General features: G+C 46.6%; 21 protein-coding genes. All 21 read left to right on the plus strand.

What is annotated here, in order from left to right; genetic code table 11:
* Window positions 1-113: 113 nt before the first annotated feature.
* The 21 genes from V1358_RS10850 (at window position 114) to V1358_RS10950 (ending at window position 19,534) form a co-directional block, all read left to right on the plus strand.
* Window positions 114-995 carry an agglutinin biogenesis protein MshI gene (locus V1358_RS10850; RefSeq protein ID WP_347393560.1) on the plus strand — a complete coding sequence of 294 codons (882 nt, stop codon included), beginning with the start codon at window positions 114-116 and terminating at the stop codon, window positions 993-995.
* Complete coding sequence (locus V1358_RS10855; RefSeq protein ID WP_347393561.1) at window positions 992-1,588, plus strand: PilN domain-containing protein; 597 nt, start codon at window positions 992-994, stop codon at window positions 1,586-1,588. Before V1358_RS10850 ends, V1358_RS10855 begins: the two co-directional genes overlap by 4 nt.
* Window positions 1,581-2,261 carry a hypothetical protein gene (locus tag V1358_RS10860; protein WP_347393562.1) on the plus strand — a complete coding sequence of 227 codons (681 nt, stop codon included), beginning with the start codon at window positions 1,581-1,583 and terminating at the stop codon, window positions 2,259-2,261. The genes V1358_RS10855 and V1358_RS10860 overlap by 8 nt, the downstream gene beginning before the upstream one ends.
* Entirely contained in the window at window positions 2,239-2,556 is a 318-nt protein-coding gene (locus V1358_RS10865; RefSeq protein ID WP_347391255.1) for an agglutinin biogenesis protein MshK, read from the plus strand. The genes V1358_RS10860 and V1358_RS10865 overlap by 23 nt, the downstream gene beginning before the upstream one ends.
* On the plus strand, window positions 2,540-4,216 hold the full coding sequence (gene mshL / locus V1358_RS10870) for a pilus (MSHA type) biogenesis protein MshL (protein ID WP_347393750.1): 1,677 nt from the start codon (window positions 2,540-2,542) through the stop codon (window positions 4,214-4,216). The genes V1358_RS10865 and mshL overlap by 17 nt, the downstream gene beginning before the upstream one ends.
* The gene (locus tag V1358_RS10875) at window positions 4,216-5,118 is read left to right on the plus strand and encodes an ExeA family protein (protein WP_347393563.1); all 903 of its coding nucleotides are present in this window, start codon (window positions 4,216-4,218) and stop codon (window positions 5,116-5,118) included. Before mshL ends, V1358_RS10875 begins: the two co-directional genes overlap by 1 nt.
* Window positions 5,115-6,308 carry a tetratricopeptide repeat protein gene (locus V1358_RS10880; RefSeq protein ID WP_347393564.1) on the plus strand — a complete coding sequence of 398 codons (1,194 nt, stop codon included), beginning with the start codon at window positions 5,115-5,117 and terminating at the stop codon, window positions 6,306-6,308. Before V1358_RS10875 ends, V1358_RS10880 begins: the two co-directional genes overlap by 4 nt.
* An 11-nt stretch (window positions 6,309-6,319) precedes the next feature.
* Window positions 6,320-8,032, plus strand: coding sequence for a GspE/PulE family protein (locus V1358_RS10885; protein WP_347393751.1), 1,713 nt, complete (start codon window positions 6,320-6,322; stop codon window positions 8,030-8,032).
* Window positions 8,032-9,258 (plus strand): type II secretion system F family protein, encoded by a 1,227-nt coding sequence (locus V1358_RS10890; protein ID WP_347393565.1) that lies wholly within the window; start codon window positions 8,032-8,034, stop codon window positions 9,256-9,258. Before V1358_RS10885 ends, V1358_RS10890 begins: the two co-directional genes overlap by 1 nt.
* A gap of 3 nt (window positions 9,259-9,261) precedes the next feature.
* Window positions 9,262-9,750: a hypothetical protein gene (locus tag V1358_RS10895; RefSeq protein WP_347393566.1), complete on the plus strand. Its 489-nt coding sequence runs from the start codon at window positions 9,262-9,264 to the stop codon at window positions 9,748-9,750.
* Window positions 9,751-9,829: 79 nt separating this feature from the next.
* Window positions 9,830-10,414, plus strand: a complete 585-nt coding sequence (locus V1358_RS10900) for a prepilin-type N-terminal cleavage/methylation domain-containing protein (protein ID WP_347391250.1) — start codon at window positions 9,830-9,832, stop codon at window positions 10,412-10,414.
* 30 nt (window positions 10,415-10,444) lie between these two features.
* The gene (locus tag V1358_RS10905) at window positions 10,445-10,957 is read left to right on the plus strand and encodes a prepilin-type N-terminal cleavage/methylation domain-containing protein (RefSeq protein WP_347393752.1); all 513 of its coding nucleotides are present in this window, start codon (window positions 10,445-10,447) and stop codon (window positions 10,955-10,957) included.
* 7 nt (window positions 10,958-10,964) lie between these two features.
* Window positions 10,965-11,426, plus strand: a complete 462-nt coding sequence (locus tag V1358_RS10910; RefSeq protein WP_347391248.1) for a type II secretion system protein — start codon at window positions 10,965-10,967, stop codon at window positions 11,424-11,426.
* The gene (locus V1358_RS10915; RefSeq protein WP_347393567.1) at window positions 11,413-11,919 is read left to right on the plus strand and encodes a type IV pilus modification PilV family protein; all 507 of its coding nucleotides are present in this window, start codon (window positions 11,413-11,415) and stop codon (window positions 11,917-11,919) included. Before V1358_RS10910 ends, V1358_RS10915 begins: the two co-directional genes overlap by 14 nt.
* On the plus strand, window positions 11,919-12,638 hold the full coding sequence (locus tag V1358_RS10920; protein ID WP_347393568.1) for a prepilin-type N-terminal cleavage/methylation domain-containing protein: 720 nt from the start codon (window positions 11,919-11,921) through the stop codon (window positions 12,636-12,638). The genes V1358_RS10915 and V1358_RS10920 overlap by 1 nt, the downstream gene beginning before the upstream one ends.
* Window positions 12,628-13,074, plus strand: a complete 447-nt coding sequence (locus tag V1358_RS10925) for an agglutinin biogenesis protein MshP (RefSeq protein ID WP_347393569.1) — start codon at window positions 12,628-12,630, stop codon at window positions 13,072-13,074. Before V1358_RS10920 ends, V1358_RS10925 begins: the two co-directional genes overlap by 11 nt.
* Window positions 13,075-13,081: 7 nt before the next feature.
* Window positions 13,082-16,363, plus strand: a complete 3,282-nt coding sequence (locus V1358_RS10930; protein ID WP_347393570.1) for a DUF6701 domain-containing protein — start codon at window positions 13,082-13,084, stop codon at window positions 16,361-16,363.
* A 250-nt stretch (window positions 16,364-16,613) separates the two neighbouring features.
* Complete coding sequence (locus tag V1358_RS10935) at window positions 16,614-17,657, plus strand: rod shape-determining protein (protein ID WP_105253626.1); 1,044 nt, start codon at window positions 16,614-16,616, stop codon at window positions 17,655-17,657.
* Window positions 17,657-18,505: a rod shape-determining protein MreC gene (mreC, locus tag V1358_RS10940; protein ID WP_347391243.1), complete on the plus strand. Its 849-nt coding sequence runs from the start codon at window positions 17,657-17,659 to the stop codon at window positions 18,503-18,505. The genes V1358_RS10935 and mreC overlap by 1 nt, the downstream gene beginning before the upstream one ends.
* Window positions 18,498-18,974 carry a rod shape-determining protein MreD gene (gene mreD, locus V1358_RS10945; protein WP_347391242.1) on the plus strand — a complete coding sequence of 159 codons (477 nt, stop codon included), beginning with the start codon at window positions 18,498-18,500 and terminating at the stop codon, window positions 18,972-18,974. The genes mreC and mreD overlap by 8 nt, the downstream gene beginning before the upstream one ends.
* A complete protein-coding gene (locus V1358_RS10950) occupies window positions 18,974-19,534 on the plus strand; it encodes a Maf family protein (RefSeq protein WP_347391386.1) in 561 nt (186 codons plus the stop codon). Before mreD ends, V1358_RS10950 begins: the two co-directional genes overlap by 1 nt.

Below are 19,534 nucleotides of genomic sequence, written 5' to 3' on the forward strand. Positions count from 1 at the left end.
TTGCTAATTTTCGCAAATCATTGATACTTAGAATAATAATAAAAGGTGGTATAAAAGGCTTTATGGGTTCCCACATCTTTGCGCGCATACCGTGGTTTCGTTCCGAAAAACAAGTGGACACAATTGTTGGTGTGTCGCTGTGTACCAACATGTTATTGGCCGTTACCTTAAAGAAGCAAAAGCAACAATGGTACGTGAGTGACACCGCTTCAGAAACGGTTCACGACACCGCCAACAGTGCTGAGCAAATAGCGCAATTTGTTAAGTCTATTTGCAAAGGCGGTGCAAAAGTTTTCCTTTTAGTTCCTCAGTCCTATTATCAAATTGTTCAAACTGAAAAGCCAGCTCTAGAGCATGAAGAATTGCTTCAGTCACTCCCTTGGACACTCAAAGAGTTGGTTACGCTGCCACCAGAAAACATCATTGCAGACTATATTGATTACCCAATTCAACAAGCAGGTCAGCCTGCCAAAATCAGCGTGTTTGCCGCCGATAAAAACCTTCTTACGCCATTAGTGAACGCCTTAAATACCCAAGAATTGCAGCTGCAAAAAATCACGGTGAAGGAAACGGCTATCGCAGATATGACCGCTAACGACAATTATGCGCGCATGGTCATATATCAAGAGCCGGGCCAAGAGCCAAGCTTGATGATAATTCGTGAACAGCAATTATTACTAAATCGTCGTTTGCGAGGATTTGCGTTACTTGAGTCGAGTTCGGATGAAATAACCATCAATAACCTCAGTGACTCTTTGGGGCTGGAAATCCAGCGTTCGATGGACTTTTATGAAAGCCAATTGAAGCAACCACCTATTAAAGAAGTGTTGTTTCACAGTTCGTTCCCAACTGAGCAAATCATCGCCCGACTCAACCAGTTTCAGTCTGTGCCAATCAAGGTGTTCAAACCCGTGATGGACCTCGCGGAAGTAGTCGAGCCTAAATTTTATGTGGCGCTAGCCAGTGCTTACTTTCCATTGTTGGAGCAAGCATGAAACGCAGCATCGATTTCTATCAAAAAAGCTTAAAGCCAAAACAAGACCCATTACCTTTGTCTTTGGTTAGCAAAATAATCGCTGCGACTGTGGTTGTGGTGGTTTTGTGTATTGCTTTGCAAAGTTGGCGCCTTGAAAGCACTCAACAAAAACTGGTCGACACGCAGAATAAAGTTACGACCATGCGTAACACTACCAAGGTGTTAAACGAACAACTGCAAAAGCACCGTGATGTTGCTGCATTAGAAGAGCAACTAAGAAAACAGCAACAACGCGTTAAGAACCGTGTGGAATTAATTGAATACTTAAATACCGGTGGTACAAATCAGGTGGCAAATTACAGCGAATTTATGACTGATTTGGCGCGTTACCACAATGAACATTTATGGCTTACCGACATTTCAGTTGCATCTCAGCATCTGCAATTACAAGGACAAACACTGCAACCTAGTGTGATCGCAACTTGGCTCAACGGGTTGAAGCAATCGCGTTATTTTAGCGGTAAGGAATTCTCGGTATTGGAATTTGAAAAGCGTGAAGAGCTCAGAGAATTTAGGGTTTCAACTCAGTTGGAAGGGGTGGGCCGTGAGTAAATGGCAAGATGCCCAACAGCGCTTTGGGCAACTACAACAACGTGAAAAAGTCATGATCCTGGCTGTGTCACTGTTTTGTGTGATTTATCTGAGTGTGTGGTTTGTCATCATGCCGATGTTTCAAAAGCAGGCTGATTTTAACAAGCAAGTGGTTAACCTTGAGCGAGAAATTGCAGTGATCGATACGCAGCAACAGGCGCTGCGCCAAGCTCTGTCGATAGATTACAAAGCGAAAGTACGTGAAAAGATTGCTGAGCAAGAGCTACAAATTACTTCTTTGGACTTGCAACTCCAACAACTGAGTCAGGGCTTTATAGCCGCTGAAAATATGCCGAAGGTGTTATCTGAATTGTTAGCTGAGCATTCTGGATTGCAATTAACCTCATTCAAAGTCATTGGCGTTGAACCAGTGCTCGCAAATACTAATCCTAGTGCTAATACCAATGAAAATATCGATGAAAACACCGTTGAGCGCGTTCTTTATCGTCACAACATGGAATTAAAGGTCAGTGGTGATTACTTTGCGGCTAAGGCATATATGCAAAAAATCGAACAGGCACCATTGCGCGTGCTGATCACAGGGTTTCATTACCATGTGGATGAGTATCCGAAGGGTGAATTGACCCTAAATCTGGCGACGGTGAGTAGCAATGACACGTTTATTATTTTGTAGTTTGCTAACGGTACTGAGCTTTCAGCTTGTGGCACAGCCTTTATTGGACCCCACAAAGCCTGTATCAGGTGTTAAGGGCAGCAGCCAATATCAGCAAGCTGCGACGGATTGGGTATTGGAATCCGTGGTGAAAAAGAACGGCCAATTTAAAGCAATTATCTCGGGCTCTTTGTATTCACAAGGAGAGCGCTTGGGTGATTATCAAATAGCGCGAATTGACGCTAGCTCTGTGCTTCTAAACCAGGGAAACAAACAAATAAAGTTAAAATTATATGGCGATGATATTAAACACTAACAACATAGCGCGCTGGTTATTCCTTGGCACATCAAGCATCTTATTATGCGCGTGTCAGTCATTCGGTACCGGTGAAAAAGTGCAACCCCATATTCGTGGTGAGCTCAATGCCGAAGCACAAACTGCTCCAACTGAGCAACTCAAGCCGCCTGTCGAGTTTGAAGATGAATTGCTGAGCTCTATTTCATCAGGGGTGGACGCGCCAGCGCAGATGAACACACCGCGCTTTGATGTAGTAGCCAATGAAGTGGCTTTACGGCCATTTTTCAATGCATTGGTAGATGACACGCCATTCAGTGTGGCTATTCATCCTGAAGTTAGTGGCAATATAAGCTTGAATCTAAAGCAAGTGAGTATGGACGAGGTGCTAAAAATTATCACCCGTATGTATCCACTAGACGTCTTCCTTGAAGGGCAGGTAGTGCAGGTGTTACCTGCAAAAATGCGCACTGAATCAATCGCCGTCAACTATTTGATGATGAAACGTTATGGCGTTTCCAATGTGAGTGTCATTGCTGGTGGTGTGAGTGATTACGACCAAAACAACAATAACTCTAATGGTAATTACAACCAGAACAACAGCTCAAATAACGCTATCAATAATAACAATCGCGGCAATGGCAGTTTTGGTACGGGTGTACAGCAACTCAATGGCTCAAATATTCAAACCACTAGTGAAAATGATTTCTGGAAAGATTTAAAAGAGGCACTGCAAGCACTTGTAGGTACGAGTGATGGGCGTTACGTCATCGTCAGTCCGCAAGCTAGTTTAGTTACTGTGCATGCGTTACCGAGTGAAATTGCAGCCATGAAGGAATTCTTAAAGCACAGTGAAGAAAGCTTGCAACGTCAAGTAGTGCTTGAAGCAAGAATTATCGAAGTCACGCTCAAAGATGAATACCAACAGGGCGTGCAGTGGGACCGAATTTCCAGTGGCCTGGCCGGCAGTATCAGTTTTAGTACATCAGGCGGAGTGTTAGGGAATGCAATCAGCAGTGAATTAGGTGGCATTTCCTCACTTAGTATTGCCCGTGGTGATTTCGATGGTGTAATTGATTTGCTGCAAACCCAAGGCGATGTGCAAATGTTGTCGAACCCACGAGTCACCGCAACCAATAATCAAAAGGCTGTAATCAAGGTTGGTGAAGATGAATACTTCGTCACCGATGTCTCTAGCAGTGAAGATATTGGTAACGTCTCGCAGCAGAACAACAGCGATATCGAATTAACGCCATTTTTCTCTGGTATTGCTTTGGATGTGACGCCGCAAATTGACCGTTATGGTTCGGTGATTTTGCATGTTCACCCATCGGTGACGCAAACCGAAGAGCAAACCAAGTTTATTCGTCTAGGGGACGTCGATTTAGAGTTGCCACTGGCACAGAGTAATATTCGCGAGTCTGATACGGTGATCCGCGCCGCCAGCGGCGAAATTGTGGTGATCGGTGGTTTAATGCAAACCATTACCAGCGATGAAGTCTCTAAGACTCCTGTGCTGGGTGATATTCCCGTGGTCGGCAACTTATTTAAAAGTGTGCGTAAAAAGCAGAATAAAAAAGAACTGGTTATCTTGCTACGCCCAACCGTGGTCATGCCTGACACATGGAAAAAGCAGCAACAACGCACCAAAAAGCTACTTGAAACTTGGTATCGAAACTAATGTATCTGAGTTTTTTTAATTTGCAGGAAATGCCGTTTTCGCTGACACCGAATACGGAATTCTATTGTGCACTGCAACCACATAACGAGGCGCTGAAAGTGCTACTCAGTGCGCTCAGTATGTCGGAAGGTTTTATCAAGGTCACCGGCGAGGTTGGCACGGGTAAAACACTCATATGCCGCAAATTAATTAACCATTTAGAAGACGACTATGTTGTTGTTTATATTCCCAACTCTTATTTAACACCAGACGAGTTACGGTGGGCCGTTGCGGCTGAGTTGGGGCTCACCGACGATGACAAGCTTAACCAGCAGGCGCTAAGTCAAGCGATTGAAAAACGACTTTTATCACTGAGCCAACAAGGTAAGAAGGTAGTGATGATTGTTGATGAAGCGCAGTGCCTGAGTTGGGATGCATTAGAGGCATTACGCCTGTTCACGAACCTCGAGACCGAAAGCAAGAAACTGCTGCAAGTGGTGCTCTTTGGTCAGCCTGAACTCGATTTGCACCTTAGCAATCCTCGCGTACGTCAGTTACGTCAGCGCATTGGTTTTTCATATCAGTTACGGCCAATGACGGCGGCTGAAGTTGAATACTATATTGACCATCGCTTGCGCCGAGCCGGGGTTGATAACAAGTTATTTTCCACAGCGTTATGCAAACGAATTGCAGCTGCATCACGGGGGATCCCTCGTTTGGTGAACACCTTGTGCCATAAAACTCTGCTGCAAGCCTATGGCGATGGTCATACACAATTGAAAACCGATTACATCAAAGCCGCCATTTCTGATACTGAAGATTGCCAGCGCCAGAATCGTTGGCAGCGCTGGTGGCCGCTGTTGGTGATGACGCCTGCGTTACTCGCTATTGCGGGTATTTGGTTGTGGAGGCAAGCGCTATGAGTGTGCTCAACAAAACACTTAAAGCGATTGAGCAGCGTGACAATACTTCGGAACTGGGGTTAGAGCCGACTGTTGAATTAAATAAAGGGCGTGAGCTACCAAAATCCGTCTTGTTTGTGTCGGTATTTCTTCTTGCGTGTGCACTTGTTGGTGTAGCGTATATCTTCATTCCTGAACGACAAACTGCAATGCCAGTTACGCCGTTGTTGTCGCAGCAAGATACGCCTTCAAAAATAGCGAGCTCTCAATTATCTCAGCAACCTGACTCCGTACAAACTAACACTGACACGGCGCAAGTAGCGCTTACAAATGTGACTGTGGCTGACAAGCTGCTCGTTGATAAATCAGCTAAAGATAATGTCATAGCAGAGCAACCAAGCTCGGCAGAAATACCAGTAGAAACCGGTGCTGAGGAAACCTTGATTGTAGCTAACAACACGCCAGCAATTGAGGTTAAGCCCACTGAGCAAGACAGCTCAGTGTCAAACAAGGAACAAGTTGTTACTGACCCGATTGTTGCCAAGACTGAGCCGTTAGAGAAGCCTGTATCTCAACCTCAACCTCAACCTCAAGCGAAGAGTGATGATGAAGCAATGGTGGTTACCGCTTTGAGCACTGCTGAGCGTGCAGAGCGTTGGTTCCAGCAAGGCCAACAGTCATTGAGTTATCGCATGGTTGATGAAGCCATTACACAATTTGAGCAGGCTTTACATCTGGCGCCATCACACAAATCTGCGCGTACGATGTTAGCGGCAACTTTGTATGGGCAGCAACGCAATGACGAAGCTTTCAGTGTACTCGTAAACGGCTTACAGCAACACCCATCGGTACTGGAATGGCGTGTACTGATAGCCAAAATGGCGACCGAGCAAAAACAGTATCCACGTGTATTGGCAGCATTGGCTGATGAATACGATCAACAAGCAATGCGGTTGGCGGATAACGATTATTGGATTCTTAAAGGCACCGCGGCGCGCAATTTAGAGCGCTTTGATATCGCCAAGACAAGTTTCACCGTATTAATTAAACGCCAACCGAATGTGGCGAAATGGTGGCTTGCATTGGCAACCAGTGAAGATGGGTTAGGCGAATTGCAGGCCGCAAAAAGTCATTATGGCACGGCATTGCAACTCGGTGGATTGTCGATGCAGTCGCAGCGCTATGCACGCGCTCGTTATGAACAGTTGTAGGCAGGAATATGATCAGACCTCGTTTAAAGATGCGCTTGGGGGACTTGCTGGTTCATGAGCAAATCATTACGGATGCACAGTTAGAACAGGCATTGCATGCGCAAAAAACCTCGGGGCGTAAACTGGGTGCTACGCTGGTGGATCTCGGGGTTATTAGTGAGCAGCAGCTATTACGCTTTTTGGCGCAGCAATTGAATGTGCCTTTTCTTGATATTTCTCAGCGCCGTATCGCCCCTGAAACGGCCAAACTGCTGCCTGAGGTATATGCGCGCCGTTATCGTGCTCTTGTCATTGAAGACAATGAAAACTCTGTGCTGGTGGGCATGAGCGATCCCGCTGATTTAAGTGGCCTAGATCAAATTGCCCCTATCTTGGAACCTAAGCAAATTGAGCTGGCCGTTGTACAAGAGTCGCAAATTATGGAAGCGTTCGACTCTGTGTATCGCCGTACGCAAGACATTGCTAACTTTGCAGAGCAGCTACACGAAGAATATCAAGAAGGTGAAGAGTTTGACCTCAACGCCTTGGATGACAACACTTCCGACGCAACGGTAGTGAAATTACTGCAGTCGATTTTTGAAGATGCAGTACAGGTTCGCGCTTCGGATATTCATATCGAGCCAGATGAAAAGCTCCTACGTATCCGCCAGCGGGTAGACGGTATCTTGCAGGAAAACACCTTGAATCAGGTGAATATTGCCTCGGCTTTGGTGTTGCGTCTGAAGCTTATGTCGGGCCTAGATATCTCTGAAAAACGTATCCCTCAAGATGGTCGCTTTAACATCAAGGTAAAAGGTCACAATATTGATGTGCGTTTATCGACGATGCCGGTGCAAAACGGTGAATCTGTGGTGATGCGTTTACTTGATCAATCAGCGGGCTTACTGACCCTAGACCAAACGGGTATGCCACCCAAATTACTGAAAAAGTTACGCGAAGCATTGAAGCGTCCGCATGGGATGATCCTCGTTACAGGGCCAACAGGCTCAGGTAAAACCACCACACTTTATGGCGCGTTAAGTGAGCTTAATACCCCAGACAGTAAGATCATCACTGTAGAAGACCCTGTAGAATATCGCATCAGCCGAATTAACCAAGTACAAGTAAATACCAAGATAGGTTTGGATTTCGCCAGTGTGTTGCGTACCACGTTACGCCAAGACCCCGACATCATCATGGTGGGGGAGATGCGTGACAAGGAAACCGTTGAAATTGGTTTGCGGGGTGCGCTGACAGGTCACCTGGTATTAAGCACCTTGCACACCAACGATGCTGTAACCAGTGCCATGCGACTCATTGACATGGGAGCGCCGTCTTATCTTGTTGCAAGCTCACTCAGAGCCATTATTGCTCAGCGTCTGGTGCGTCGAGTATGCCAAAACTGCAAACAACCTTATCAAGCCGATGAGCAAGAGCGCGCTTGGGTGCGCTACTTAAAACCTCAGTTAGCGGATGCCGAGTTTTTCCATGGTCGCGGCTGCAACAGTTGCAACCACACAGGCTACAAAGGTCGAATCGGGGTGTTCGAATTACTCGAAATGAATGAAGCAATGATGGATGCCCTTAGACTCAGTGATACTCAGGGATTTGCGAAGGCAACTAAAGACAATCCGGATTTCGAGCCTCTATCGCATATGGCGTTAGACTATGCGCAACAGGGTATTACCACTTTGGATGAAGTGTTTAAGGTGTCTGAGTACATTCCCGAAGTGGTGAACAACTAGTGCCACACTTTCGCTTTCAGGCCAAAGATAGCCAAGGAAACTTAATTAAAGGGACGCTAGAAGCTACCAGTGCGCAAGCAGCTGCTGACCAGCTGCTTGCCAAGCGCAGTATTCCTTTGCAAATTGTCGAAACCGTTAGTGGGTCCTCCGAAAGCAAACTATCGTTGCGCAATTTGCTGCAAAAACGTATCGGCTTAGAAGAGATGATCATTTTTTCCCGTCAAATGTACTCTCTATTAAAAGCGGGCATTCCTATTATCAGGGCGATCAACGGGCTTGCCGAAACCACTATTAACACCCGTTTTAGTGAAGTGCTCAAAGAAATTTCACAGCAACTTGAGCAAGGCCGAAATTTATCTGCAGCGATGGCTAATCATAAAGATATCTTTAATCGTTTAATGGTTTCTATAGTGGTTGTTGGCGAAAACACCGGTAAATTAGAAGATTCCTTTTTACAGCTTTCCGAATATTTTGAGCGGGAACAAGAAACGCGCAAGCGAATTAAAGCGGCCATGCGCTATCCCACGTTTGTGATTATTGCCTTGGTGGTGGCCATGTTTATTCTGAACCTGGCAGTGATCCCGGTATTTGCACAAATGTTCTCGCGCTTTGACGCTGAATTGCCCTTAATGACGCGTATTCTTATTGGCACCTCAAATTTCTTTGTTAATTACTGGTGGCTAGTTCTATTCATTATTTTTGGCGCGATTTTCTCTGTTAAAAGGTACCTCGCGACCGCGGCTGGACGTTTGAAATGGGATAGAGTGAAGCTCAGGTTACCCATCATAGGTAGTATCATTGAGCGTTCGCTCTTGGCGCGTTACAGCCAAAGCTTTGCGATGGTTCTGCGCTCCGGCGTGCCAATGACTGCAGGGTTATCACTGACCGCAGAAGCCGTTGATAACGCCTTTATGCATGAGCGTATTATTGAAATGCGCCGCGGCATCGAAAAAGGTGAAAGCCTACTTCGTGTTTCGCGCAGCAGCGAGCTGTTTTCGCAATTGGTTCTGCAAATGGTTGCAGTGGGGGAAGAGACGGGGCGCGTTGATGAGTTACTGCAAGAAAGTGCTGATTATTATGAACGCGAAGTGGATTTTGACCTTAAGAGTCTCACCGCGAAAATAGAACCGATATTGATCACCATAGTCGCGGTGATGGTACTGGTATTAGCTTTGGGTATCTTTACGCCAATGTGGAACTTGATGTCCGCGATAAAAGGCGGCTAAGTAATGACCGACAGTAGCGATGTGCGTTTGGCGAAGCTATATCAATCGCTGGTGAGTGTGATCGTCATTTCGGTGTTAATGGGAAGCTTATTGTATTACGGCCTAGGTTTATCGACATCGGTGGATGAGGTAATCAAGGACAAGGCCTTTGATGAATTCCAGCGTTCAGTGATGCAAGTTCGAGCTAAATGGTTGGCAAAAAAGCAGAGCAAGGTCACCTTAGCGAAAGTGGATGATGACCTGAAGCAAATTGGCTCGGTGGATTTTATTGTAAATTCTGCGGGATGGCCTGTTGATGTGTTGGCAAATAGCGAGCAAAAGCCCTGCGCTAAGTTGTTTTTCCATTTGCAAGGAAAGCAGCGTTGGCCGGTTTTTTCAGCGCGGCAGGTAGATGATGGCGGAGTAATACAAGAGTGTGAGTTTTATTTGCACGAAGTACAGTGGTTTAAGTTTGATTTACAAACGGGAAAGTTGACTAAATCCAATAATTAGTCCATTTAAATCAAAGCTTTTTGCTTTTAAATAAATAGGCTAGAATGAAAAAAGGTACGCAGGTGATAAAGTGAATAACATGAATGAAAAACAACAAGGCTTCACCCTTATTGAGTTGATCATTGTGATCATCATTTTGGGTTTGCTCGCTGCCACTGCGTTACCGCGATTTATAGACGTAACAGACGATGCGCGTGAAGCGTCTGTTGAAGGGGTTGCAGGTGGGTTTGCCGCGGCAGTTGGCTTAGTACGCTCACAGTGGGAAGTGGACGGGCGTATTAAAAATAATGCTGGCACGGATACTACAACGATTGCTTATGATCGTGTCACAGTCGGGATCGACGGTGATGTAGGCTACCCAACGAACGATGGCACCAGCAGCAGTTTGGTGAGTGCGATGCAACAGCAAGATTGTAAGGACGTATTCGACCTGATTTTACAATCGGCGCCAGTGAACACAGTCAATGCATCACAAGTAGCGCAAAGCCGCTACTATGTGCAAATTAGCGGCGCAGGTACAGCGTCACCGCAGTGCATTTACTACTTGACCAGCTCCTTAGATACGAATAACACGGCAAACTTGCCAGGTACAGGTACGCCCGATGGCAGTGCGACGGATGGATTCTCCTACTTCCCAGCAACGGGACAAGTAACCGTTTTTTAAATTTTGACAGAGGTAGAACAAATGAAAACAATGAATCAGCAGGATTTCCCTCAGGGGTTCCAGAAGGGTTTCACCCTTATTGAATTGATTATCGTCATCGTGATCTTAGGGATTTTGGCGGTTACAGTGGCTCCACGTTTTCTGAACCTGCAAGACGATGCCCGTGATGCGACCCTCGAAGCTATTAAAGGATCGCTTGAAACATCGGTGTCAGTCGTAAATGGTAAGGCAATTATCGCTGGTGCCGTTGGCACGACGGTAACACCAGCCACGGTGAATGTAGGAAATGGTACAACGGTCTCGGTTGTTAACGGTTATCCTGAGGCGACTGTTGCTAATATGAATGCACTGCTTGAGTTTGATGCCGCTGAGTTTGGAGTTGGATTGGTTACAGGTGGTGGCGCTGTTCTTGTTTACCCGTTAGGAGTAAACGATTACGCTACAACAGCACCAGATACCACCGGAGATGCTTGTACAGTGGAGTACACAAACTCAACAGCGGAAGGCACACGTCCGGTAATCACCGTTAACACATGCTTATAGCTTTGAAATGAACTCCCGTGGTTTTACGCTTGTTGAGCTTATAATCACGATGGTCCTGATCGGGGTATTGGCGGTGACCGTCGTGCCCCGTTTTCTTGGCTCTGCAGCCGAAGATGCCTATATGCTGCGTGATAGAACGTTGGCTATGATGCGTGCGATTCAACTAGAGTCCATGCACAACGTCAACTCCAGCAATTGTGTCAAAATTTCCTCTACCCTTATAGCCCCTCCCGCTGGGCGCGATTGTGCAAATGCCGCCTCCACTGCATTTGACGATTATCTTGTTATCGATAGCTCTGCATCTGGAATTACATTCACAACCACCAACAACCAAGGCGTTAATTTTACCAGTTTAGCGTTTGATAGCTGGGGCAAACCAAATGTCGATTGCTCGGCTACGTGCAAAGTAGCTATTGCTAATCAGGCGGTGTGTGTCAGTGCTGAGGGGTTGATTTATGCCTGTAACTAGCGTGCAGCAAAAAGGCTTTACACTGGTCGAGTTGATCCTAGGTATGGTGGTGTTTGCCATTGCCCTGACTATAGTCACTAGCTTGATAGCACCACAAGCAAAGCAAAGTGCTGAGCCTTTAATTCAACTCAAAGCCGCAAAACTTGCTCAGGCAACCATCAACGAGATTCTGGCTAAGTCCTATGATGAAAATAGCGACCGTAGCCCCCCTTTTTTGCGTTGTGATGAAAAGCCCAGTGGTTGCACAAATACCCTTGGACCTGAAGAGGCGAGCCGCGACTTATATGATGATGTCGATGATTACCACAATCTAGTAATTAGCGATGCGGGTGAAGATTATCCAGGGTTTAGTGTTAGTGTGAATGTCGCCATTGATGGTGACTATGATCAAACCACGAGCGATGGCCAACATATAGCCAAGCGTATTGATGTGGTTGTGAATACGCCAATTGGTGAGCGCTATGCTTTCCAAGCGTATCGGGGGAACTTCTAATGTTTCGGATGCGCTTAAATGCCGGTTTTACGTTAGTTGAATTGATCATTGTGATCGTCATTCTCGGTATAGTCGCTGTAGGTACGACCCAATTTATCAGTACCTCGATGCAGATATACAGTGACGGTAACCAACGTGCAGATTTGGTTGCACAGGCGCGCTTTATCTTACTGCGCATGGAAAAGGAAATTCGTACGGCGATCCCCAATTCGCTGACGGTTTCAGCCAATTGTTTGCGCTTTTATCCCATTAAAAACAGTGGAACCTATGTGGGGGATATCAGTGACAACCCGCTGACTGTCGTGAATTTTAACAACAATGTTGTAGTAGGTGATGCAGTCGTGATTTACCCAACCAGTGTGAATAGTGTCGTCAATGCCCGCCAGATCATTGCTGTTGATGACCAAGGTAGCACAGACAGTGTATATGGGTGGCAATTAACTGGCGAATCGACTCTTTCATCTCCAGGTAAGCGTTATTATGTGCCTCAATCTCAAGTTAGCTTTTGCTCGCAAACTACCGCGCAAGGACAAGCATTGGTGCGTGAACAAAATGGCGTACAAAGCCTACTTGGCTTGGGCATCAGCCAGTGGTTAGTGCAGTACAGTGCTGATACTTTGGAGCGCAACGCGATTGTAAACATACAGTTGGAGTTACAATCTTCGACCAATGAGCGCCTTGCGCTTTCACATACGGTGCATATTCCCAATGTGCCTTAAAAATTACGTTTCTCCCAAAAGTAAACAAGGTGGCTCGATGCTCGTCACGGCGCTGGTTGTGGCCGTGTTGTTGCTGGCATTAGGGCTGGCTTTATCAAGAGTGATATCAGCAGGCGCACAGCAAAATGCGATTGAGTACTACGGCGCTAGAAGTTATCTAGCTGCACAAAGTGGTGCCCAGCGCGGCATGCAGGTGCTGTTCTCTGGTGCTGCGCCAAGTTGTGCATTGGTTAACGGCAGCTCCTATACTTTTAACAGCGAACACTTGGCCAATTGCACCGTGTTGATCACTTGCTCTAGTCAAGGCAGTGTGCCGGATGCGAGTGTCGCCAGTGGATCTATTTCCGTTTTTTTAATGCAAAGTGAGGCTAGCTGTTCTGTGGCTGACATTACGACGGCGCGTTCGGTGGTCGTTGAATTTAGATTAGAGGATTAACGAGGATATGTTGAAAGCGGCTGTTCGTATAGGTCTGTTGTTCATGCTGTTGCTACTGATGATGGTGGCACCTCAAGTGTGGGCTACAGCGCGATGTGACAGCATTTTTACGGGGCCCATTAATGATAACTTAGCGGATACAGGCAGCGGGATCGCCCAAGAAGATTTGGACGCTTTCCCTTGGCAGGATAATCCTTGGCCGCCGTCAGGCACTACCCTCAGTGGCGGTGATTATTACTTCACAAACTTAACTTATAACAATAATTACAATTTATTCATTGCTCCCGGAGCAAGAGTAACCATCTACGTCAATGGATCATTTATTGTTAATAATAAACTCGACTTAAACCCTACGGGAGATGCCACTCAGCTTACAATTGTCGTGCGCAATAATATTGAAGTTAACAACCTTGCGGTGATCAATGGTTTGCTTTTTGCTGGGGGCTCTATTGATATTAATGCCGTGAATACAGTAGTCGGTGGGTTAGCGGCGAATGGGCCGATTGATGTGGGCTCCAATACCGAAGTCACTTTTGACCCTGATGCGGCAGGGAATCTAGAGCTTCCTGGTTTATGTTCGAACGAGGATGTCGTTGAGTTGCGAGCGCATTACCCAATGGACGTATGCAACGATATCACAGATGATGTGATTATTGACCTCACCAGCCGATTTCCAGCTCAGGGTTACTTGCTGAGTCAAGAAACAGGTATTGTTAACAAAGCTGTGGGTTTGAGAACCAACGGCACTGACTATATCGAATTGCCCAGTGCATTGTTTAACCGGCTGTCTGACTTTACGATTTCAGGTTGGTTTTATATTGATCGCCCCGCGGAATTTAGCGACCTTATCTCTTTAGGTAACGATACGACAGACACAGAATTAGAGCTTTATGTGAATTCAAAAGGGGTTGTCGGATTTGGTATTAAAGGGGGCTACTATAACGCCTTTAGTCCGACACCAACGGTTAACCTCAGAGCTTGGAACCACATTGCCTTAACAAGAAAGGGACAACAGGCGTGTTTAATCATTAATAACAATGCCGCAACCTGCACCACAGTTCCGCAAGGCTCTTTAAATGTTAATCGCGCTGCATTAGGTGTGTGGTGGCGACTCGCTTCAGGCTTTACGGATGAGTTTGACGGTGTTATCGATGAAGTACTGGTATTTGAAGGGGACCTGTCGAGCGCAGAGATTGCGCAAATATACAATAACCAAATTAGAGGGTTGAATTGGGATGGTGCGAGTCGCAGTGATGGGTGTTTCATACCTGTCGATCACTTCCGCTTGATTCACAGCACTGAAACGGTGCGTTGTTTAAGTTCAGAGGTGACGGTGCAAGCCTGTGCCAATGCTGATTGTTCCTTGTTATTTACGGATCCGCTTTCTGTTACGCTTGGCGCGACCGCGGGTAGTTATCTTAATTCCAATACAGTGTCGCTCAACAGTGGTACCGGTCTAGCGGTACTGGAAAATCCGTTAGGCGGAACCTCGACGATTAGTGTATTGCAGTCATCTATACCAGCAGCAAATCAGACTCAATGTTTTGCCGGTGGCTCGGCATCCAATTGTGAGGTTAATTTTGTCGATGTTGGCTTAGCATTTTTTGCTGCGGATGGGATTTCTGCATGGTCGTCTATGCGCTCTGGATTGGCACAAAATATTACTTTGAAAGCCATTGAAGCAGGTGATCAATTAGGGTTGTGTAAAGCGCGTGTGCAAGGACCACAGCAAGTGGCAATTGCTCTGTCTTGCGAGAACCCAGGCAGCTGTCAAAGTGGCCAACAGGCCAGTATAAATGACATCAGCATTACCAAAAATACACGCGGACAAACAGGCAATGGTACCAATATTCCTGTGATTTTCGACGTCAATGGCAGTGCAGCGTTGGCCTTTAATTACACCGATGTTGGCGCCATCCAATTGCATGCCTTTATGAATGTGGCTGCAACTTTAGAGGAGCCCGCATTTGCCCTCAGTGGCAGTAGTGATGTTGTCGTGAGCCAGCCTTATGCCATGATTGTTGGCGATGTGACGGACGCAAATGGCAATGCAAATCCACAAACCACCAACAGCGGCGATGGCTTTATTGCGGCGGAAGAGCCTTTTACCGTGCAAGTGCGGAGCGTTAACTACTCAGGTGCACTGACACCTAACTTTGGACTTGAGACACCCGCGCAAAAAGCAGTGGTAGCATTTGATTCCGCCGTTTATCCCATCCCTAATTTGGGCAGTGCGGCACTGTTATCGAGTGGCACTTTTGCACCTTCAGCCACTTTAGGAGTGCAACAAAGCGACACCGTCGTATGGCGAGAGGCTGGAACAATAAAACTCTCTGCATCAATAGAAAATGACAGTTATTTAGGGCAGACCTTTTCCGGTGATACGCCAGTGAGTGACAACATTGGTCGCTTCTATCCCAATGATTTTAAGCTTGCGTCTAGCGCAGTACTCGACTCGTGCAGTGCGTTTAGCTATATGGATGACCCAAAGCTTTCCGTTGCTTGGACAGCGAACGCAGTGGGTGCGCAAGGACGGGTGCTGAAGAACTATGGTGCTAACTATCAAGGCACTGCTGAGTTTGCCTATGTAGCACGTAACCTTGCCAGCGACAATTTAACAGCCAGTTTGGGTTCTCGTTTCACAGCTGAACTCGGTTCCTGGGTCGAGGGCGTTTATGTGGTGGATACCAATACGGCAAAATTTTCCCGTCTTGTGGATGCGCAGTTAGACACTCAATTGGATGGCCCTTATTCCGAACTCCAAGTCGGCGTATCGATATCGACAGAGATTGATAGCCGTATGTGGCAAAGCGCTGATATGGATGCGGCTTCGACAACAAGTTGCACAACCTGTACTGCTAAAGCCTTAGCTGGCATGCTCGATGTACGGTTTGGACGTATGCGCTTGGAAAACAGCTTTGGCAGTGAATTTGAGCCGTTGCAAGTACCTATGCAAACTCAATATTGGCAAGGAACGGGGTGGGCACTCAATACTGCAGATGCTTGCACCTCTTACGCTGCAACACAGCTTAGTGACAGCAGTGCTCAATTGCAGCTCACTGGGTCGGGTACCCTGGTCTTGGGGGGCTATGATGTTGGCGAAGGTATGTTCGCAGATTCCCAACGAAAAACAGGAGACTACCAGCTTAGCTACCCTGCAAGCGACTGGCTCTTATGGGATTGGGATGGTGATGGCAAAGCCGATAATGACCCTACTGCAGTGTTGAGATTTGGCAGTTATCGCGGCAATGACAGAATTATCTACTGGCGAGAGACTGGTAACGATTGATGCAATTTCAGTCAGCCGCAGTTAAGCGCTTAGTTGGATAATGTCGCCCTCGCATTGTGCCCATAGATAGTCGATATTTTTGGTGCGATTGCGTTATTACAATCAAGTTTATTGATATCTGAAACCGATTACCGTTTAACATGCTGTTTTTTATTAGCCAATGTAAGCTTTATGTTGCCGGATACGAGATGCATTGGTAAAGTGTGTCAAGCTTTCAGATAATAAGAATTTTCAAAGGTCAACCAGTCCCATGTTCAAGAAACTCCGTGGTCTTTTCTCCAACGATCTATCGATCGACCTGGGTACAGCTAACACCCTAATCTATGTAAAAGAAGAAGGTATTGTTCTTAACGAGCCTTCAGTTGTGGCTATTCGTCAAGAGCGCGCTGGTGGACCTAAGAGCGTAGCATCGGTCGGTACCGAAGCAAAGCAAATGTTGGGCCGTACACCGGGTAACATCAAGGCGATTCGCCCAATGAAAGATGGTGTTATTGCTGACTTTTACGTGACCGAAAAAATGCTTCAGCACTTCATTAAGCAAGTGCACAACAATAACTTCTTACGTCCAAGCCCACGCGTACTTATTTGTGTGCCTTGTGGCGCTACACAAGTTGAGAAACGTGCTATTCGCGAATCAGCAATGGGGGCTGGCGCGCGTGAAGTGTATCTAATCGAAGAGCCAATGGCTGCTGCAATCGGTGCTGGTTTACCTGTATCTGAAGCAACAGGTTCTATGGTTGTTGATATCGGTGGTGGTACTACAGAAGTTGCGATTATCTCCCTAAATGGTGTGGTGTATTCATCATCTGTTCGCATCGGTGGTGACAAGTTTGATGAAGCAATCATCAACTACGTGCGCCGCAACTTCGGTAGCTTGATTGGTGAAGCTACCGCAGAGCAAATCAAACATGAAATCGGTTCAGCATTTAAAACTGATGAAGTGAAAGAGATTGAAGTGCGCGGTCGTAACCTTGCTGAAGGTGTACCACGCTCATTCACATTGAACTCACATGAAATTCTAGAAGCGTTACAAGAACCGTTAATGGGTATCGTGAGTGCGGTTATGGTAGCACTTGAGCAATCACCACCAGAATTGGCGTCAGATATTTCTGCGCACGGTATGGTATTGACTGGCGGTGGCGCATTACTTAAAGACTTAGACCGTTTGTTAATGGAAGAAACGGGTATTCCAGTTGTGGTAGCTGATGATCCTCTTACTTGTGTAGCCCGCGGTGGCGGTAAAGCACTAGAGATGATCGATATGCACGGTGGTGATGTATTTAGCTACGACTAATGAATTTATTATTTGGTCGCACTATTTCAATGCAACTGCGATTAACCATCGCAGTTGTCCTTAGTGTTGTTCTCATTTTAGGTGACCGCTATACCAGTGGTGGAACCGCCGTTCGTACTTCCCTGAATACGCTAGTCAGCCCTTTGCTGTATTTGGCAAACCTTCCTTACGAGTTGATTTCAACCAGCGCCAAAAATTTAACCTCTCGAGAGCAATTGCTGCAAGAGAATGAATCATTAAAGAACAAGCAACTCCTGCAAAGCGAACAGTTACAGCAACTGCAATTCTTAAAAAGAGAAAACGAAAAGCTCCGTGCCTTACTGGGTTCAAATCCACGCGAGCAAAAGAACAAGCTTGTTGCCCAGGTTATGTCAGTGCATTCAAGCCCATACAGTCACCAGGTGGTGATCAACAAGGGCACGTCCGATGGTCTGCGTGAAGGTCTTGCGGTTATTGATGAATTGGGTGTGGTGGGTCAAGTTGTGCAAGTAGGCGCTAACACCAGCCGTGTGTTACTAATCACCGACACCACCCATGCGACACCTGTGCGGGTATTGCGTAATGACGTGCGCACTGTGGTCGAGGGCATCGGTAAAGTATCTCGCGTGAAACTCTCTCACGTGCCGCATAGTTTGGATATTCGTATTGGTGATGTGTTGCTGAGCTCCGGCTTAGGTGAGCGCTTCCCTGAAGGGTATCCCGTTGCCGTAGTGACGGAAATTAACCGTGATGAAGGACGACCTTTCGCACAAATTTATGCGCAGCCAGTGGCGCAGCTAGATCGTATTCGCTTGTTGGTGGTACTTACCGACCCAGTGACAAGCAAAGAGGTAAAAATAGATGAGTAGGCGCTATGCTCTGATTATTTTGAGCATCTTCTGTGCTCTCGTAATGGCCCTTATGCCATTGCCTATCTCGTTTGAAGCCTTCCGACCTGATTGGGTGCTGCTGGTACTCATGTATTGGTCGCTTGCTCTGCCGCACCGAGTCAATATCGGCGCGGCTTGGGTTACAGGTTTAGTCATCGACTTGGCTACCGGCTCGCCTTTGGGCGTGCACTCGTTGACCTACGCGATCACCATTTACATCACTGCCAGTAATTATCAAAAGCTCAGAAACTTCTCAATTTGGCAACAAGCCTTATTATCAGCTGTGTTTTTGGCGCTTCATCACCTGTTGCAGTTCTGGTTACATCACTTTTTACTTGATGTGTACTTCTCACCGCAATATCTATGGCCTGTGCTCACAGGTGCAATTTGTTGGCCTTGGCTATTTCTATTACTGCGTAAGTACCGTCGTCATTTCCGGATCCGTTAATCATGCCCGACATTTATCTGGCTTCGCAATCGCCACGCAGGCGAGAGCTCCTGTCACAACTTGGCGTTAAATTTGAACAATTTTCTGTGGATGCAGATGAAACGCCGCTCATTAATGAAAGCGCCTATCACCTTGTTGAGCGCCTAGCTAGGCTCAAGGCTGAATCCGGTGTGGCTCTTGGTTATCATGATAAGCCCGTACTCGGCAGTGATACCGTAGTGGTTTGTGATGGTACCATAATGGGAAAACCTGCTGATTTCAGCGATTTCCAAGGCATGATGAAACTCCTAAGTGGGCGAACTCATGAGGTGCTAACTGCTGTTGCACTGGCTTCTACGGCTAAAACCGATAGTCTCGTCGTATCCACAGAAGTAACCTTTAAAGCGCTAACAGATGCAGAAATTGAATCCTATTGGCACAGTGGCGAACCTCATGACAAAGCTGGAGGCTATGGCATTCAAGGGCGAGCGGGGGCTTTTGTAACCCACCTTAGCGGTAGCTATTTTGCGGTGATGGGGTTACCTTTGTATGAGACACAAAAATTAATAGCCGAATTTTAG

The organism is Pseudoalteromonas pernae (genome assembly GCF_039831865.1).
Lineage (GTDB): Bacteria > Pseudomonadota > Gammaproteobacteria > Enterobacterales > Alteromonadaceae > Pseudoalteromonas > Pseudoalteromonas pernae.

What these genes read in the sequence shown, in the direction of transcription:
- V1358_RS10915 (WP_347393567.1), top strand. Translation starts at nt 11,413, where the DNA reads ATGCCTGTAACTAGCGTGCAGCAAAAAGGCTTTACACTGGTCGAGTTG.
- V1358_RS10900 (WP_347391250.1), top strand. Translation starts at nt 9,830, where the DNA reads ATGAATGAAAAACAACAAGGCTTCACCCTTATTGAGTTGATCATTGTG.
- V1358_RS10875 (WP_347393563.1), top strand. Translation starts at nt 4,216, where the DNA reads ATGTATCTGAGTTTTTTTAATTTGCAGGAAATGCCGTTTTCGCTGACA.
- mreD (WP_347391242.1), top strand. Translation starts at nt 18,498, where the DNA reads ATGAGTAGGCGCTATGCTCTGATTATTTTGAGCATCTTCTGTGCTCTC.
- V1358_RS10920 (WP_347393568.1), top strand. Translation starts at nt 11,919, where the DNA reads ATGTTTCGGATGCGCTTAAATGCCGGTTTTACGTTAGTTGAATTGATC.
- mshL (WP_347393750.1), top strand. Translation starts at nt 2,540, where the DNA reads ATGATATTAAACACTAACAACATAGCGCGCTGGTTATTCCTTGGCACA.
- V1358_RS10935 (WP_105253626.1), top strand. Translation starts at nt 16,614, where the DNA reads ATGTTCAAGAAACTCCGTGGTCTTTTCTCCAACGATCTATCGATCGAC.
- V1358_RS10925 (WP_347393569.1), top strand. Translation starts at nt 12,628, where the DNA reads ATGTGCCTTAAAAATTACGTTTCTCCCAAAAGTAAACAAGGTGGCTCG.
- V1358_RS10865 (WP_347391255.1), top strand. Translation starts at nt 2,239, where the DNA reads ATGACACGTTTATTATTTTGTAGTTTGCTAACGGTACTGAGCTTTCAG.
- V1358_RS10895 (WP_347393566.1), top strand. Translation starts at nt 9,262, where the DNA reads ATGACCGACAGTAGCGATGTGCGTTTGGCGAAGCTATATCAATCGCTG.
- V1358_RS10910 (WP_347391248.1), top strand. Translation starts at nt 10,965, where the DNA reads ATGAACTCCCGTGGTTTTACGCTTGTTGAGCTTATAATCACGATGGTC.
- V1358_RS10930 (WP_347393570.1), top strand. Translation starts at nt 13,082, where the DNA reads ATGTTGAAAGCGGCTGTTCGTATAGGTCTGTTGTTCATGCTGTTGCTA.
- mreC (WP_347391243.1), top strand. Translation starts at nt 17,657, where the DNA reads ATGAATTTATTATTTGGTCGCACTATTTCAATGCAACTGCGATTAACC.
- V1358_RS10855 (WP_347393561.1), top strand. Translation starts at nt 992, where the DNA reads ATGAAACGCAGCATCGATTTCTATCAAAAAAGCTTAAAGCCAAAACAA.
- V1358_RS10880 (WP_347393564.1), top strand. Translation starts at nt 5,115, where the DNA reads ATGAGTGTGCTCAACAAAACACTTAAAGCGATTGAGCAGCGTGACAAT.
- V1358_RS10905 (WP_347393752.1), top strand. Translation starts at nt 10,445, where the DNA reads ATGAATCAGCAGGATTTCCCTCAGGGGTTCCAGAAGGGTTTCACCCTT.